Source organism: Vibrio sp. 1F253 (assembly GCF_041439295.1).
GTDB classification, from domain to species: domain Bacteria; phylum Pseudomonadota; class Gammaproteobacteria; order Enterobacterales; family Vibrionaceae; genus Vibrio; species Vibrio tasmaniensis_A.
This window is the reverse complement of sequence record NZ_JBGONU010000069.1, coordinates 1-18,699: the sequence shown is the minus strand read 5'-3', so window position 1 is coordinate 18,699 and position 18,699 is coordinate 1. Positions and strand designations below refer to the sequence as shown.

7 protein-coding genes are annotated in these 18,699 nt (G+C 45.0%); 4 read left to right on the top strand and 3 right to left on the bottom strand.

Translation table 11 applies throughout. The features are described 5' to 3' along the window. Positions 1 to 346: 346 nt before the first annotated feature. Positions 347 to 2,500, bottom strand: a complete 2,154-nt coding sequence (locus ACED28_RS21315) for a heparinase II/III family protein (RefSeq protein WP_009846520.1) — start codon at positions 2,498 to 2,500, stop codon at positions 347 to 349. Between the two features lie 2 nt (positions 2,501 to 2,502). After that, on the bottom strand, positions 2,503 to 4,701 hold the full coding sequence (locus tag ACED28_RS21310) for a heparinase II/III family protein (protein ID WP_371710690.1): 2,199 nt from the start codon (positions 4,699 to 4,701) through the stop codon (positions 2,503 to 2,505). A 332-nt stretch (positions 4,702 to 5,033) separates the two neighbouring features. On the opposite strand from ACED28_RS21310, the gene ACED28_RS21305 reads away from it, so the two are divergent. From ACED28_RS21305 to ACED28_RS21290, 4 genes are all read left to right on the top strand, one after another. Beyond that, a complete protein-coding gene (locus ACED28_RS21305; protein WP_009846518.1) occupies positions 5,034 to 5,369 on the top strand; it encodes a cupin domain-containing protein in 336 nt (111 codons plus the stop codon). 34 nt (positions 5,370 to 5,403) lie between these two features. Then, positions 5,404 to 6,336 (top strand): sugar kinase, encoded by a 933-nt coding sequence (locus ACED28_RS21300; RefSeq protein WP_009846517.1) that lies wholly within the window; start codon positions 5,404 to 5,406, stop codon positions 6,334 to 6,336. A gap of 73 nt (positions 6,337 to 6,409) precedes the next feature. Beyond that, positions 6,410 to 7,036, top strand: a complete 627-nt coding sequence (locus ACED28_RS21295; RefSeq protein ID WP_371710689.1) for a bifunctional 4-hydroxy-2-oxoglutarate aldolase/2-dehydro-3-deoxy-phosphogluconate aldolase — start codon at positions 6,410 to 6,412, stop codon at positions 7,034 to 7,036. Between the two features lie 397 nt (positions 7,037 to 7,433). Next, positions 7,434 to 9,203 (top strand): sodium:solute symporter family protein, encoded by a 1,770-nt coding sequence (locus tag ACED28_RS21290; protein ID WP_009846515.1) that lies wholly within the window; start codon positions 7,434 to 7,436, stop codon positions 9,201 to 9,203. 215 nt (positions 9,204 to 9,418) lie between these two features. Here the strand turns inward: ACED28_RS21290 and ACED28_RS21285 are convergent. Continuing rightward, on the bottom strand, positions 9,419 to 18,699 hold a 9,281-nt coding region (locus ACED28_RS21285; protein WP_371710688.1), incomplete at its 5' end, for a cadherin-like domain-containing protein.

Here is an 18,699-nt window from a genome sequence, read left to right as displayed (position 1 = left end):
ATATTTGCTTAGAATGACTAGGCTACATACTCTTCGCCGCGCCTAAAACGATTTTATCTCGAACAAAACTTAACCACGAAAGGTCAACAGCCCCTAGTCATCAACCCTAAACATCAGATGTAAATTGAATCCAATTAATTCAAACGATCTCACCCTCAAACCACACGAATAAAAAAACCGAGCAACTCGCAGTGAGTTACTCGGTTTGACTTATTCCCGATGTTTCAGTCGTTGTTGGTATCAACGAACGATTTTTCAATCACGACTGAATTTCAATGTGATGCTTCGTTCCCGCAAAGCACCACATCAATACATGCCCTCGTTAAACAGCATGTATGTTAATCATTTACAGTTGAGCAAATGACCCTTCCCACGAGTATGTCTCACCCGCGAACTCAACAGTGTGAGTTGCTTGCTGCGTGTCTTCAGCTTGGTTTGAAATACCGTAGTGGTAAGTATTACCAGAAGTAGTCTGAATGCGAACAACAGTCCCGACACTGTTATGGCCCACAACAGACACTGATTTAACCAGACCACGAGCGCCTACAGAGGCTTCGATAGACTCGTTAAAGTAACCATGCGTTTCTAGTACAGAAGCAAACACGTGGTTTTGACCAGACTGACGTAAGATAAGCGCAGGCTCACTCTTAAGGTTAAAGTCTGGATCGTTAGCACCAGTGCGAGCAAAGATTACTTCACTGCCCGCATTCGCGCTGGTTACTAGGCTGTAGTAGCTGCTGTCATGTAGCCAGCTCACCAGAGAGCCCTCTTGGTTCACTTTGCCTGAAGCAACGTTCCATAAGTGCTGGTAACCGTTGTCTTCACCTAGCGGCTTCAGCGTGCTTTCGATGTTGTAGTCGAAGTCAGTACGGATGATTTGACCCGAGTGGTGAACGGGTAGGTCGTACTGGTGTTCAGCGTCAGCTTCGATGCGGTATACATCGATAACTAGTGGCTTCTCGAACTCAGGAAGTTCAGCAAGAATCACGCTGCGTTGCATGTCTACGCCGGTGTAGTACTCAGAAATTGTGCCGCTCATACCTTGCAGAGACTGGTCGTCTGCTACGAAGAAGTGCTTCTGACCAAACTTAGATTCAGCCAATGCCGTATCGAAGTTGTTCTGTGTTTTCTGATCAACCGTTACTGTGTTGTGAGCAACTGTCTGCTTACAGTAAGACTTGTTCTCTGGGATGTAACGACCGCCAAACTTAGGCTCAACGTTTACCCAGCGACCGAAGCCGTAATCGTGCAGCACTTCGTGGCCACGGTTGAATACGCTTAGGTGTAGCCCATCGTAGTGACCATGGTCTAGTGCAGAGTGGTATTGGTGATCGCTGCCGTGTTGCCCAAACCAAATCAACGCCATCGTGTCGTCGTCTTGTTCGTCACGGTGACGAAGAATGCTTACGCCGCCTTTTTCGCCTTCAGGGCCGTCCGTTACAAACAGGCTACCCCAGTTGAATGCTTTGATGTCGTCTGCTGCATTGACAGCGTCAGATAGCGTTTTACCTGAAGCATGGACCCAAACATCTTGTTGGTGATTAGCCATACCAAGTAAAGTTTCAGTCTGCTCATAACGGTGGTAACACACAGACGTTGCCATAATAACGCCTTCATCGTTAATAGAAATCGTCTTCGATGAATCGTTCAGAGCTGGCAATGTACCGTCTGGGAATGCCGTTTTAAATACCGCGTAAGACGTTGTCTTGATCACTGAGTCGTTGAATTCGTAAATACCAAGATCTGGCTGACGACGTTCAATCGCTTCTGCGAACAAGTAGATTGGACGTAGTGAGAAACGGTGGTAGTAAGGACCTTCCATGTAGTAGCCGTCTGGCGAGAACAGTTGGTCAAGTTGCGCTAAGAAACCACCGCTTACTTTGTCGAGTTTCAGGCCGTAAAGCGCTTTGTCTACTGACTCTTGATCGTTGATCGCGTAACCACAGATACCTACCGCTGCCACAGCCCATAAGCCGTGGTTGTGTACGATATCGAAGTCGTGTGCGTAAGTCACAACGAACATTTCGATCATTTGCTTAAGAAGATCGTCTTCGATCAGACGCTTTTGCTCTTCAGAAATGGTGTGGTAAATACAGCTGTACGCACAAGAAGCGTAAAGCATCCACATGTTCTCGTTCAACGTTTGGTGGAACAGCTTACCCGGAGGGTTAGAGTCACGGCTTACGTTGCTTTCAAGTGTTGGGTACACCGTCGCGTACGCTGTTAGCATATCAACGATGTAATCACGGTACTTTGTTTCCTCAGTGATAAGGAACAAACGGCCCGCTAGATCCATATGGATGTAGTTTTGCTTGTGACGGTTGTGTTCGTAACCGCCGCCTTCACCGTGACCTGGTACTTCAATGCCAACTTCCGCCATGTAAGCGTCAGTTTGTTTAATATCGCGAGTCAGTGCGTTACCTAAAAGGCTATCCTTGCCAAGTTCTTTACGAAGCTCTGCTGCTTCCTCAAAGTTAAGTAAAAGTGGTTGATAGCTCATTATTATTTCCCCTGCTCTGCTGTGCTTGCTAATTCTGGGTTTAAAATTGTTTCTACTGAGTAGAAGCCTGTCCAGCTGTATACTTTACCGTTCAGTTCTACTTTGTGTTCAGTGCTCTCAGTCGCGCCAAGTTGGTTGCTGATCATCACTGTCACATTTGACTTCTCTGTGGTGATTTCGACGACTGAACCGACGTTTGTATGCGCTACAACCTTGATGTCTTTCACAACGCCGCGAGCATTTACTGATTGTTCGAACTCTTCGTTAAAGTAACCGTGCGTTTCTAGAACAGAAGCGAACAGTGTTGTTTCGCCTTTGCTACGTAAAATGAATGCAGGCTCTGAACGTAGGTTGAAGCTTGGATCGTTAGCACCAGTGCGAGTAAAGACAACTTCAGCATTGTCGTTAGACGTTGCGCCTAGCCAAGTGTAGTACGTGTTGTTTTGTAGCCAGCTCACAAGTGCTGTGCCCTTGACTTCACCACTTGCGACGTTCCATAAGTGTTGATAACCGAAATCGCTGCCTAGCGTGTTTAACTCTTTGTTTGCTTGGTATTCAAAGTTAGTGCGAACAATCTGACCTGCATATTGGTGTGAGTAGTCGTATTGGTGCTCGCCTTCGCCGCCTTTTGTAGAGTCTAAGCGGTAAAGGTCTAACAATAGCGGAGATTCAAGCTCTTCAAGGTTTAACATGAACACGCTGCGTTGCATGTCAAAACCTTGGTAGTGATCGTTAGCAAATGCACTCATGCCGTTGATTTTCTCGTCTTCTACTTTAAAGAAGTGAGGCAAGCCGTGTACTGAGTCTGCACGCTCAACGTCAAAGTTATTCTGACATTTTTCATCAATGGTTACTGCATTATGAGCAATCGTTTGACGTGCGTAAGATTTGTTTTCATCTAGGTAACGACCGCCGAATTTTGGCTCAACGTTCACCCAACGGCAGAAGCCGTATTCACGTAGCACTTCTTGACCTCGGTTGAAGAAAGAAATACCCAGCGTATCGAAGTTGCCGTGACCCATGCCGTGTTGGCCGTAGTTCATCACTAACTGAGAAACGTCGCCTTTCTTATCCTGCATGCGGATAAAACCTTGCGCGCCGTTGTGACCTTCAGGACCTTCGTTCAATTCAACACTTGGCCAGAAAGGCATGCCGATTTCTTTTTCAACAGAAGCCGCTTCGTATGCTTTAGATAATTCAAGACCACATGGGTGCATCCATACTGCGTCTTGAATCTTCGCCATACCAAGAATGTTATGGTCTACGCCGTTTTCTGAAGAGTAGTGCTTGCTGTAAACACTCACTGCAACCTGAACACCCATGTCTGTGATGCCCATTGTACGAGAAGCATCATTCAGAGCCGGGAACTCACCGTTCGGATACGCTGTCGCCAGCATGGCTTGTACCGTGTTACCAATCACGCCGCCTTTGTAGTTGTAGATATCAACTTCAGGCATATGACGGTGAATGACTTCAGCGAAAACACATGTTGGGCGAATCGCGTAACGGTGGTAGTAAGGACCTTCCATGTAATAACCAGAAGGTGCAAACAATTGAGAAATTTGCGCTAGGAAACCGCCCGTATCGTTGCGGTCGATGCCGTAAACCGACATTTCAAGGTACTCATGCTTACCTAAAGCAAGACCACAAATACCGACTGCAGCTACTGCCCAAATACCGTGGTTGTGAATTCGGTCGAAGTCGTGTGCGTATTTAACCGTAAACATTTCTAGCATTGGTTCGAAAATGCGAGACTCAATGTTGTCACGTTGCTCTTGTGTCAGGGTTGAAGCAATACAAGAGTAAGCCAAGCTTGAGAACATTAACCAGCAGTGTTCGTTCAGGATTTGGTGGAAAAAACGGCCTGTTGGGTTGGTATTTTTCTGTACGTGGTAATCAAACGTTAGATATTTGTCTGCGTATTCTTCTAGTAGTTCTGTAACGAAGTCAGCGTACTTTTGCTCTTTAGTGATCAAGAACATGCGACCAGCTAAGTTCATGTACGTGTAGTTTTGCTTATGGCGGTTATGCTCGTAACCACCCGCTTCTCCGTGACCAGGAACATCAATAGGTAAGCACATAAACGCTTCTAGGTCTTTCGCGTTCGCTGCAATGGTTTTGCCCATTAAGCTAGAACGGCCCACTTCAAGGTGAAGTTGCTCTATTTCTGCTTCAGTCAACAATACTGGTTTAGTCGTCATATTCTTTGTCACCCTCAATAAAGAGTTTATCGGTTTAAACTTTGATTAAATTTTCAAACTCCATATAAAGTAATACAATATTAGCTTTAATTGTACCTATTCGTCGCAAAATGATGAGCAGAATCACATAAACCCGCATAAGCTATTGATATGAATAGATAACACCAAATATCAGGCATTTGTTAAGTTGTTGATTTATTGGCGCTATATAAAGTATCGCTTGATCAATATCACACAACGCTAGATATATTGTATTACAATTAATCTCATTCCCTTATGATGAACACAGTTAAGTAACACTTAAAAGATTTAAACAGATTAGGAGATACACAATGAACTCTTTCTTTATTCTAGATGAAAACCCATGGGAAGAATTGGGCGGTGGTATCAAGCGTAAAATCGTCGCGTACACTGACGATCTTATGGCTGTACACCTATGTTTTGATAAGGGCGCAATTGGCCATCCTCATACTCACGAAATTCACGACCAAATCGGTTATGTTGTTCGTGGTAGCTTCGAAGCTGAAATCGAAGGTGAAAAGAAAGTGCTTAAAGAAGGCGACGCTTACTTCGCTCGTAAACACATGATGCACGGCGCCGTTGCTCTAGAGCAAGACAGCATCCTTCTTGATATCTTCAATCCTGCGCGTGAAGATTTCCTAAAATAATAACTAGCGCAACCTCAGTTGCTAAGGTAAGCATATGAAATCATTAAACATCGCGGTCATTGGCGAGTGCATGGTTGAGCTACAACAGAAACAAGACGGGCTTCAGCAGAGTTTTGGTGGCGATACACTGAATACAGCACTTTACTTGTCTCGCTTAACAAAAGAGCAAGATATCAACACGAGCTACGTAACAGCACTAGGCACTGACCCATTCAGTACCGACATGTTAGAAAAGTGGCAAGCGGAAGGTATCGACACTAGCTTAATTGCTCAGCTTGATCACAAACAACCAGGGCTTTACTACATCGAGACCGATGAAACTGGTGAACGCAGTTTCCACTACTGGCGTAATGATGCTGCAGCAAAATTCATGTTTGACCAGCAAGACACGCCTGCTCTACTTGATAAGCTATTTTCTTTTGACGCGGTTTACCTAAGTGGTATTACGCTTGCTATCTTGACAGAGAACGGACGCGCACAGCTATTCAGCTTCTTAGACAAATTCAAAGCTCAAGGCGGCCAAGTATTCTTCGACAATAACTTTCGTCCAAAACTTTGGGAAAGCCAACAAGAAGCGATTTCTTGGTACTTGAAGATGCTTAAGTACACCGACACAGCGCTACTGACGTTCGATGACGAGCAAGAGCTGTACGGTGACGAAAGCATTGAACAGTGTATTGCACGTACGTCTGAGTCTGGTGTGAAAGAGATCATCATTAAGCGTGGCGCGAAAGACTGCCTAGTGGTTGAAAGCCAAAGTGCTCAGTACGTTGCACCAAACCCAGTAGACAGCATCGTTGATACAACAGCGGCTGGCGATTCGTTCAGTGCAGGCTTCTTGGCTAAACGCTTGAGCGGTGGCAATGCGCGTGATGCAGCATTAGCAGGTCACATTGTGGCAGGGACTGTGATTCAGCATCCAGGTGCTATCATTCCTCTAGAAGCGACCCCTGATTTGTCTCTATAATTGCGCACTTTAACTATTAATCAAGGGTTTGCTTAGTTGAAAGCAGACCCATTATTAACGTGAGAAAGAATTCATGACTACATTAAATGAACAACTAGCAAACCTAAAAGTAATCCCTGTAATCGCTATCAACCGTGCTGAAGATGCCATCCCCCTAGGCAAGGCACTGGTTGAAAACGGCATGCCATGTGCAGAAATCACACTGCGTACAGAATGTGCAATCGAAGCGATTCGCATCATGCGTAAAGAATTCCCAGACATGCTAATCGGTTCAGGTACTGTACTGACTAACGAGCAAGTTGACGCATCTATCGAAGCTGGCGTTGATTTCATCGTAAGCCCAGGTTTTAACCCTCGTACAGTTCAATACTGTATCGATAAAGGTGTCGCAATTGTACCGGGTGTTAACAACCCAAGCCTAGTTGAACAAGCAATGGAAATGGGCCTTCGCACGTTGAAGTTCTTTCCTGCTGAGCCTTCTGGCGGTACAGGTATGCTTAAAGCACTAACAGCGGTTTACCCTGTTAAATTTATGCCTACTGGTGGCGTAAGCTTGAAGAATGTAGATGAATACCTATCGATCCCTTCTGTTCTTGCGTGTGGCGGTACTTGGATGGTTCCAACTAACCTTATCGACGAAAGTAAGTGGGACGAACTAGGCAAGCTTGTTCGTGACGCTGTCGAGCTAGTCAATAGATAGGTTCGCGTTAACCGGCTGACACTTGTTCAACGACGAAAGCGAGCTCTGTGCTCGCTTTTTTATTACGTGATATAAAGTGGACACACCTATTTTATTTTTAACCATACTTATTAGAGTTTTGTCACTTCTAAATCAACACGCTCGCTCAACTAACCCCTATAACCACATGGACATTTGTATTATTATTTTAAATGCTTACTTTCAAGCATTTATCCGACGACAACGATGAAGTTTGAAATAATTGCAAAAAATTAAGCTCTTAAACGGCTTTAAGTGCCATCTATGATGAAATAAACATGCGCCCCAGATCACGCTAAAGACATATTGTAGTACAAATAAACATGCGAAAGGAGTAATCTAGGTGTCAGTTAATTATGAAACTTAAAAGGCTGAAAAGATGACTATTGATACTTTTGTTGTTCTCGCCTACTTCTTCTTTTTAATCGCGATTGGTTGGATGTTCCGTAAGTTCACCACCTCTACAAGTGATTACTTCAGAGGGGGCGGCAAAATGTTGTGGTGGATGGTTGGTGCAACCGCCTTCATGACACAGTTTTCAGCATGGACGTTTACAGGTGCCGCAGGACGCGCGTTCAATGACGGTTTCGTTATTGTAATCCTATTCCTAGCCAATGCTTTTGGCTACTTCATGAACTATATGTACTTCGCTCCAAAGTTCCGCCAACTTCGTGTAGTAACGGCGATCGAAGCCATTCGTCAACGCTTTGGTAAAACGTCTGAACAGTTCTTCACATGGGCAGGTATGCCTGACAGTCTTATCTCTGCAGGTATCTGGCTAAACGGTCTCGCTATCTTCGTAGCTGCTGTATTCAACATCCCAATGGAAGCAACCATTGTGGTAACGGGTATGGTTCTAGTATTGATGGCAGTAACAGGCGGCTCTTGGGCGGTTGTTGCTTCTGACTTCATGCAAATGCTTGTAATCATGGCCGTGACAATCACTTGTGCGGTTGCGGCTTACTTCCACGGTGGTGGCTTAACTAACATTGTTGCTAACTTCGACGGCGACTTCATGTTAGGTAACAACCTAAACTACATGAGCATCTTCATCCTTTGGGTTGTGTTCATCTTCGTGAAGCAATTCGGTGTAATGAACAACAGCATCAACGCTTACCGTTACCTATGTGCAAAAGACAGTGAAAACGCACGTAAAGCGGCAGGCCTAGCATGTATCCTTATGGTTGTTGGTCCACTAATTTGGTTCCTACCACCATGGTACGTAAGTGCATTCATGCCTGAGTTCGCATTAGAGTACGCTTCAATGGGTGATAAAGCGGGTGATGCTGCTTACCTAGCATTCGTACAGAACGTAATGCCAGCAGGTATGGTTGGTCTTCTTATGTCAGCAATGTTCGCTGCAACGATGTCTTCTATGGATTCAGGTTTGAACCGTAACGCTGGCATCTTTGTAATGAACTTCTACAGCCCGATTCTTCGTCAAAATGCGACTCAGAAAGAGCTGGTTATTGTAAGTAAGCTAACGACTATTATGATGGGTGTTATCATCATCGCGATTGGCTTGTTCATTAACTCTCTACGTCACTTGAGCTTGTTCGATATCGTAATGAACGTAGGTGCGTTAATTGGCTTCCCAATGCTTATCCCTGTACTACTTGGTATGTGGATTCGTAAGACGCCTGACTGGGCTGGTTGGTCTACTCTCGTGGTTGGTGGTTTCGTTTCTTACATCTTCGGTATCTCGCTTCAAGCAGAAGACATCGAGCACCTATTCGGTATGGAAACAGCGCTTACTGGCCGTGAATGGAGCGACTTGAAAGTAGGTCTTAGCTTAGCTGCTCACGTAGTGTTTACTGGTGGTTACTTCATGCTAACTTCTCGCTTCTACAAAGGCCTATCGCCTGAACGTGAGAAAGAAGTTGACCAACTATTCACTAACTGGAACACACCATTAGTAGCGGAAGGTGAAGAGCAACAAAACCTAGATACTAAACAGCGTTCAATGCTTGGTAAGCTTATCAGCACAGCAGGTTTCGGTATCCTAGCAATGGCTCTGATTCCAAACGAACCAACAGGACGCTTGTTGTTCCTACTATGTGGTTCGATGGTACTAACCGTTGGTATCCTACTGGTTAATGCGGCCAAAAACCCTGCAAAAAAGCTAAATGATGGAGCGATTCTCAAATAGTATAGAGAAAGAACACTATTCGCTTAGCTGATATAACACATAAAATAATGCCCATGCTTTCCCCCGACAGCATGGGCTTTTTGTTGTTTTATCGAGGCTATTGTTTTATCGGGGCTCATTCAGCAAGATTTAATAACAAATAGGCCAGCATTGCTGACATATTTCGTTATGGTTTAGTTATTCACTTCTAATCACTAGCGCTTATCAATTGAGCGTTAACCGTGAGTCATGACATTTTGTTGCACTAGCGCATCCAGAATATCAGAAGGCATGGTGCCATTTAACGTCAGCTGAGGCGCAAGATCTTCAACCACAATCACTTGTTCTGTCGTGCCTAAGCCATCAGGGTTAATCGTAAGTTCAATATCATCCCCGTCAACCTTCGCATCAATGTGTTGCAGCAGTGTTGTTATATCTGGTGAGGCACTTTTCAGCTCAGGTAACACTTCTCTTAGATCGAGTTGGTCTCCTTCAGATAGGCTAAAGTCGGTAATCGTATCTTCGACACCATCTTCGATGTTGAACCATACAAACGAATCCATACCGTCGCCACCAGTCAGAATATCGGAACCGCCTCCACCGATGAGCGTGTCGTTACCATCACCGCCAACTAACGTATCGTCACCCGAACCACCTTCCAGACGATCATTTCCAGATCCCGCTGTCAGGTCGATATTGCCAGCCCCTGCCAATAACTGAACATCGTCGGTTTCTGTAGCTAAATCGATGTCAACCCCGTTAGACACAATGTTCAAGTTCAGATCTATCGAAGCCGATGTTGCAGTATCGCTGTTATCTAGCTCTTCTGAAACCGCCTCCACTTTGAGTGTGTAGCTTCCCGGCGTATCAGAAAGTCCGACCACTTTCACAGTGTCAATCGCATCCGCCGTGGCAATCCAAACTCCACCACCGACATCAGTCACTGAACCCACATCACTCGTAATTTGAGCACCAGCAGGCACATCACTGATACGTAGCGTTAGCTCTTCCGTAATATCGGTCAAGGCTGCAATAATACCAACCAAAGGAACGCCACTAGCGCTTACAGACTGGTTAGCGGTGATATTTCTGACGTAGTTAGACGCAGTATCAATCGACAAGGTCGGCGCATTCGCCACAGGAGTCACTGCTATATCATAGATAACTGGCGTGGTTTCAATGACGATACCAGAAGGGTTTCCGCTATCTTTCGCGATGACTTCCAAGCCAATGCTATTGGTTGGAGACAGGCTCGCATCCAGATAAACACCCGCAGGGCTAGTCGGTGTGTCAATCAATGCATTTAGGTCGCTCAACGTACCTACTAAGATAACCGAACCTGTGTTGTTGCCATTCACCATCACAGTTGTCACGGCAGGCAGCGACACATTTAACGTTCCGTAATCCACCGTCAAAGTGACCGTCATCAAGTCATTAGAAAATGAATCAACATAATCAGGATCACTGACATTGATGCCACTCAGCAGCTGACTCGATTCTTCATCAATAAAACCAGTGACATTGTCACCATTAACAACAGGTGTATCGTTAACACCTTCTACCACAACGCTGATTTCCGCGGTATCCGTTAAGAAATCATTTGAGCCATTGGTTGTACCGTTATCTTCTACTGTATAGGTGAATGTAACATCGCCATTGTAATCATCAGCTGCCGTGAATACCCAGTATGGGCCATTAATCGAATTGTCATCCGCCCCACCAACGTTCTCAAACTTCTGAATTTGCCCCTGACCTTGATCGATTTCGACCTTAGTTACCGTAATGGCATGCCCCTCAGGGTCTGTCGTCGCTGTAATCAGGTCTTCAGCTTTGATGATTAGCTGACCTTCTTCAAGCATGGTGCCCAAATCAATATCGGTTGCCACTGGTTGGTCGTTAACTTCTGTAACTACAAGGCTGATTTCCGCACTGCCCACTTTGAAGTCCGGCGAACCGTCGGTTGTACCATCATCGATAATGGAGTAATTGAATTTGACGTCTCCATTATAATCATCAGCTGCCGTGAACACCCAGTATGGGCCATTAATCGAATTGTCATCCGCCCCAGCAATGTTCTCAAACCTCTGAAGCTGACCTTGACCTTGACCTTGATTTTGAGTAAGGCTGATATCTGTTACGGTAAGGTTATGATTTTCGATATCAGAGCTTGCCGTAATCAAGTCACCCTCAACAATCACGATTTGGCCATCTTCCGGAATCGAGCCCAAATCAACATTGGCCGCTATCGGAGCATCATTATATTCCGTCACTTTAATAGTGAAGGTAGTTTGATTCGTTTGAGCGGTATTCGGATCACCCGCATCAATCAAACCGTTATTACCACCGTCATCGATCGTAGCATTAATGGTCACTAACCCACCCTGATTGAGATAGTTCTGATCCGGGTCCGGTTTGAACGTAACCTCGCCATTAGTTAGCGCTGCATTGATGTCAGCTTCTTTACCTGTCATGACAAGTGAGCCATCAGCCTGCAATACAAATGTCACACCATTGGATTGAGTGCTTGGGAGTACAAACTCGCCCTGTGCACCCGGCAGTGTTTGGTCAACTTTTAGCGTCAGTACATACGGTGCATCTGGATTATCAAAGTTTGCGTCGATATCGTAGATACTAAAGTTGTTGATTGCCACACCAGTAGAGTCTTCTGTCGTTTCAAGGTTAGTCACATTGACAAAGGTCGGTTGATCGTTGATAGGATCAATCACTAAATCAACATTGAAACTCGTTGGTGTGCCTAAATGCTCCGTGTTATCAGCATCTGTATCCACAGAACGAACGGTAATCTGCAGTGGACCATTAATACCCAAAGCATTACCTGTATCACTATTATGTTCGCCAGAGTTAAATACGATCTTATCTAACGACTGAGCTGGAACGTTTAGTGTCCAGAGTTGCGTCGCTGGATCATAGCTACCTATAGTGGTTCCGTCAGGGTAGTAGATAGAAGCATCTTGAGGAACACCTGCCACTTCGACTCGAAGGGTTTCGGGTGCATTTTCGGTATACGTTCCGCTTCCTGTGGCCGACAACTCTTTATCTAAAATAGTCGCATTGATTTCGATATCAATATTCTGCCCTTCGTTGCCTGTTACAGAGTCCGTAGGATTGGTATCAACATCGTCACCAACAGGCACCACATGCAGTTTGAAGCTTGGTAAGTTTGCAGCCGCAGTCGGTACGCCAAGTAGCGACTCTTGAGTGAACACTTCAACACCAAACTCAGCAGTACCACTGAAGTTTTTAGGCGGTAAAATCGAAATTTCACTTAAGTCGAATGAAAGTCCAGAAGCTTGAGGCAATTGAACACTCCACTCACCGCCACCGTTGTTTTTCACAGTGTAAGCAGAACCAGCATCTACACGCATCTGGAAGCCATCAGGTACATCGGTGAACTTAATCGATACAAACTGTTCTGATCCATCAAGGTCAGTCAGTGCAATCGATACAGGTCCGGTACCTGACAAGGAAATAAGCTGGTCTTCGTTGCCGGTAATCTCGATTACATCAGGATCACTACCCGGCCCAGAGACATGTACATCATCAACAACCGGAACAACATCAAAACGAACACTTGTATTGAAGGTATCGGAGTCGGTTGCAGTGCCTACCGGAAAAGCAGAATCATTGTAGGTTGCGGTATCTGTAACTGTACCACTTACATTAATCTGCACTTGGTTAATATCATTTCCAGTTGGGTAGTTTTCTATCGCCCTAAAGAGGACATTATCGAGCGCCCCCGCCGCGATTTCAGCTTGATTAAACGTGACTGAGGTAACAAGTGAGGTACCCGTATTGTCATAGAATGCCCCTATTGAAGGGTCATCCAACGTCAAAGTAATGGATGTAAACGCCTCTTGCCCCCCTTCGACGCCTGATACCTGATCCGAAATAGTCGAATTGAAGTCGAGTTGAATGTAGGTGTCTTCGTAACCCACCGGATCTTGTCCAGCCTGACCGTCGTTATCAACAGGATCAAAGGCATCATCAAGCGAACCGACGACATTCACCTCAATCGTAGGGTCCGTCTCCGCATCTGGCGCGACTTTGATGACGACGTCGGTAACTAACGTTTTCTCATCACCAGAGAGCGTATCTTTGGTCACTATGGTTAGAGGTAATCTAAAGTCACCCGAGTAATCGGCAGGCAAGTTAAGTAACAGCCCTGAGAAATCAGTTGGAACGCCCTGTTCAACGGTTGTCTCAAATACATATTTTCCATTAACAAAATCGACTTCACTGCTTCCCGCTAAACTAATTGGGAAAGTGCCTCCTGGGTTAATGGTCACGGAGTCATCAATGATAATGGTCACTTGGTCTACCGAAGCATCTTCTCCAGAGAAAGTGATCACACCATTTAGTGCTGCACCTAAATCAAGTTGCGTGTCTTCGATAGCGTCGACAACACTATTAGCATCCATTGTAATGTTAGCTGCAACCTCGCCTCCCCCAACAAGTACTTCTGGAAATGATAATGTCACTTCGCCTTCCCGAATAACGGCAGGAGATGACTCAACCTCAACACCATCACCGCGATCAACCACCGTACTAAAGATAGTCATCTTGATGTCATTGAATACGTCTGGAAGATTAGAAATAGGAGGGAAACCAAGACCATTAGGAGCACTGATACTAAACAAGTCCTCATTCGTCACAACCCAACGACCATCGCCTTCATAAGCCGCGCCAATAACGAGTAATTGATTCAATACGTCATCTGATAATGGAGTCTTATTCGTGTCATTATTCGTTAATTGAATAACCAGTTGGTCGACTTCCTCAATAGCAGATGATGCATCGGTTTCTTGATATCGAATAACAAATTCATCCGTGGCGGACGGATTGTCGCTGTTGGTTGTAAACTTGAGTACACCAGTCAAAGGATCGGCGCTCACCGTACCCAAAGAACCAGTTCCAGCCACGTCGTCGACGATAAGCTGATTATCGATGCCATCATGAGTCTCAACAACGGGTCTTACGATAACATTGATCGTACCTTTAACCGTCGCAGTCGCAATACCCTCACCTGGGTTAGAAGAGTCCACATATTCGTGATCACGCTCCTCAACGTCTACCTCTGTCGTCAATGTGAAATCAACGCTAGAGTCCGTTGGCGGAGTCATTTGAATAAAGTTATTCGCTAGTGCAATTTGGGTAAATTGTTCCGGCGTCTGATTCGCGTCTTTAGGGGTAATCGTTAACGTACCCGCACCATCATTCACAACAGTCACATCACCATTTACGGTGGGTGTGACACCCGGTGGAATACCGAAAATCTTAATTGAAGTGAAATGCTCATCAGAGTCGATATAGTCAACGCCTTCAGGATGCCAATCGATGTTGATAGCAGTATCTTCGTTCCCGTTTGTGACGTTGTTGTAGGTTGCTGAGGTATCGATGATAGGCTCAACCAACACTCGAATTTCTTGATCAAAAGAAAGTGTGTGACCGTCGTTTTCCGTTACGATCACTTTGCCTTGAATGTGGATATTCTCGGTCGAAGAATCGACAGGTCGAATACGAATACCTGACGTTGTACCCGCCTCGGTAATGTTGGCTTCGTAGATAGGTTTTGATAAATCAGGGCTACCGCCAGGTCCGGTTTCGTAACCCACAAAGTTAAGATCAATAACCGTACCGTCACCATCCTCGATTATAACGCCATCAGGAATACCCGATAAGATGACCGTTATTGATTCGGAACCATCGTCCGGTAATGGTGTAGTGCCTGAAGCAGGCTTTCTCTCACCCGACAATACCGTGAAGTCAAGCAGAGCAAAGCTGTCGCCGTTTTGACTCTCTTGAATCGTCGTTTGAACGCCGCTTGCAGTACCATCTGTAATTGCGGTCCAATCGGTACCATTCGTCCCACCATAAGGTGTGTCAGCAACCCCTTTCACTTCAACGTTAACCGTTTTAGTACCGAGTATTTCTACATCGACTTGTTGTGGGTTGGTTGACAGGTTTGCAGTGTCCTTCACTACACCTGTAACATCAAAAGTGAAATCCACATTGCTGTGTTTAGTTGGAACCACCTCAACATTAGCCAAATCGGAATACGCTATTTCGTGGTAATTGGTACCACTGACAATAGGAACTACCGTGGTTGTACCTACGAAGTAAAGCACTGCGCCTTCTGTAATATTGCTGATACGAACAAACAGTTCTTCAGAGCCATCCGTATCGACCGACTCTGTCATGGTAATAATTTCGTCTAACGTGAATGCATCTTTGTTAGCTAGCGGACCTATGTAATCAGGATCATCTATATTGTCTTCGTTAATCTGAATACGATTAACACTGAACTTTCCAGCATCCGCGTCAGCGGTGACATCAATAATGATGTTTTGCTCTACAGAACGGGCCTCAGTTTTATCATTTGCTCCGCCGTTGGCAGTATCTTCATAAGGATTCAGTGTTTCTTCTGTAACCGCTGTTGCTTTGAATTTAATCTGACCCGAGAAATTATCAATAGGGTTAACCACGGTGGTGTTAATGTCTTCTGCCGCTATTTTATATACACCATCCGCCGTCAGCGTAAGCACATTGCCGTCTTTATCAAGAAGCTCAAACTTCCCGTCGCCTTCGATAACTTCTAACTCATAAGTGATCGTTTCAGTTTGAGTGTTATCTTGTGATTCTGCATTCAGCTGTAATGTGACATTGTCTTCATCTTCGTTGACTTGATACTGATAAATGCTATTGCCATCATCCCAAGTTGCAATATCCGCTACCGCTTCAATCTCGATTTTGAAACTTGAGTTTACTTTGTGGTCAAGAGTGCCTCCATTATCGATCTCCAATTGATAGCGGATCTCAACGCCATTACTATCTGAACCATAGTTTTGGTCAGGAACGAAATAAAGGTTTTCGATGGTTGCAATGGTTTGTCTTACTTCACTTGGGTTTAAAGCATAGCTTTGTTGCATTTGAGGCGGTCCAAATAATATTTGACCGTTAGTTTCAGGCGTTAACTTGTGATACTCACCACCCTCAAAGTAATAGAACGTGCCTCTATGGTTACTGTTTTTTATAATCAGTTGACCGATAGACTCGCTGTTATCCCTGTCATTCAGGTTAACCTGAAGCGCAACTTGAGCTGGTGAATTAGGTAAACCGCTTTGGTTGTCTTGTATATTTTCAAGAATTGGAGCATTACCTGCAGCATATGGTATTGTTGAGTCTCTACCCGCATCCTCAAAGGTGGTCACTGTCAGCGCGATTTTCGACGAATTCCTATCCGTAATAGTGATGTCCAAGGGTGTCGATGACGTATCTGAATCGCCATCCTTCGCTGTTACATTAATAGAGAAATTAATTTCATCACCAACATGCTCTAAGTAATTATTGGCTCTAAACTCAATCTCACCATTTGAGTTTATTTTCAGTCTACCCAGTTCTCGAGGATCAACAGAGCCATTAATTTGCTCGTAAACTCGAATCTGTTGGCTACCACTAATTAAATCGAAGTCACTACTGTAAGACCCACTGTTCCCTGAACGGAAAACAATTCCACTTCCGTCAAATGCCTCAATTTTGCTCAGTACCGCACCATCGGCACCGACATCTGTAGCATCAGCAAACATATCGACTATAGAACCGCGATAACCCTGACCTTCAACACGAGTAATCGATTGTGTTGTCACTAATGGAACATCATCCGTCACCGTGATCTTCAGATCGATCGCATTCGATTGGTCGTGATCAAAATCTTCAGCAACGATGGAGAAATCAAGATTTATCGTATTCTCGTTTTCAGCGTCAGGGTGCTTCAGTGGTTTAAATAATTCGAATTGATAGCTGTTATCAGAGGTATCGAAAACAATCTCAAACACCGCTTCATTGCTGGTCACAGTTTGAGCAACGTATGTGAATTTTGTGCCGCTTTGTGAAACAGCTAGCCACTCTAAGCTTTCTCCATCGGAGGTTAAACCGGTCAAGACTAAATCTTCATCAACCAGTTCATACTTCACAACGCCATCGGCACCTTCATCGACGGTGAACAGTCCATTGATGATAGTGTCCTCAGATTGATCCGAACCTATGCCTGAAAGGTCGTCTTCATCGACAACCGTTTCGCCCGTCGGCGGCGCCATTACCGGAACATCATCAATGACTTGAATTGGTAGTTGATACTGGTTGGAGTCATCGCCATCACCGTCTACCGCCACAACATTAAATGGTATGGCTAGGTCATTTGATCCAGTAGCGTGATTTAGAGGGCCAAGCAAGGTAAATGTGTATGACCCATCGTTACCCAGTGCAAAAGTAAAAATCGGAGTCCCGCTTGTGGTCGCACCTTGGTAGGTGGTTGTGTCCGCGGCCCCAGTTACCTCAGTGATCGAAATCGCTTCGTTGCCTGATGTCAGAGCATCTTCTAGGTCAGAGATGTTACGTAGCTCATAAGCCTCAACTTGGTCTGCACCTTCTGTGGTCACAAACGAGCCTGTCGCTTGAGCCACAACAGAGCCTAAATCATCTTCATCAACAACAAACGTACTCGAGACTGCAGTATCCGTAATAACGGGGACATCATCAGTAATGGTCACCGTAAGAGGCTTAATTACTGAATCCGTGTCGTCTTTGTCGACAGCGATAACTGGCAAGGTGAAGATTTGATCGTTATTACCTTGCACAGGCAGGTGATCTAACTCTTCTAACAATGTGAAGGTATATTGACCAAGCACCAAACTATCAAAAGTGATGGTGAAAATGTCCGTTTGGACACCACCGTTTTCTACGAAGCCAATATAATTGTCGCTGTTTAGAGGATCTTCTTTTAGCTTAACAACCAGACCATCCGATTTTAGGTCCCCAGTTGTGTTGAACTGCGCAGTATCAATACGGAAGTGGTTCACATCATCACTACCAGATGTAAACGTCATTGTTCCGGTTTGAGTGACCGTTATGCTCGGAGAGGTGCCATCAAGCAAGTTTGCTTCAGCCAAGGCGACTGGTGGTATGTTATCAATAACAGGTGGAGCACCATCTGAAATGGTAAGCGTAACGGTCGACGTGACTTCGTCACCATCTTTATCTTCAGACATGACCGTAATAGTCTTAACAATATCGCCCCCTGAATGATTGAGGTTGCGATTAGGTTCGAAACGGACATCACCTTCCAGAGTGATATACAGTTTACCTTCAGCAACAGGGAAAACCTGCTCTCCGGTTGTCCCCTGAACTAACGTGTACACGTTGTTACCGTAAGTAAACTGGGTAATCGTTGCCCCGTCGGCACTTTGGTTTGGCATGACATCGACAGTACCTGTCGTGACAACACCAGCGGCTAAATCTGCAACCGTTGGTTCCGTAATGCTCAGCGTTTGATTTTGCATGCCTTGAACATCATCGCTGACCGTCACTTTCAGTGGCGACATTAATGAGTCATCACCATCACGATCTACCGCATAAACGGGGAGTTCAAATATCAGGTCATTCTTCGCTTGGCCATCAGCATGATCTAATGCTTCAAGTAGAGTAAAGGTGTACTCACCCA

Coding starts and splice junctions, on each gene's coding strand:
- ACED28_RS21315 (WP_009846520.1), bottom strand. CDS start 2,500: ATGAGCTATCAACCACTTTTACTTAACTTTGAGGAAGCAGCAGAGCTT.
- ACED28_RS21310 (WP_371710690.1), bottom strand. CDS start 4,701: ATGACGACTAAACCAGTATTGTTGACTGAAGCAGAAATAGAGCAACTT.
- ACED28_RS21305 (WP_009846518.1), top strand. CDS start 5,034: ATGAACTCTTTCTTTATTCTAGATGAAAACCCATGGGAAGAATTGGGC.
- ACED28_RS21300 (WP_009846517.1), top strand. CDS start 5,404: ATGAAATCATTAAACATCGCGGTCATTGGCGAGTGCATGGTTGAGCTA.
- ACED28_RS21295 (WP_371710689.1), top strand. CDS start 6,410: ATGACTACATTAAATGAACAACTAGCAAACCTAAAAGTAATCCCTGTA.
- ACED28_RS21290 (WP_009846515.1), top strand. CDS start 7,434: ATGACTATTGATACTTTTGTTGTTCTCGCCTACTTCTTCTTTTTAATC.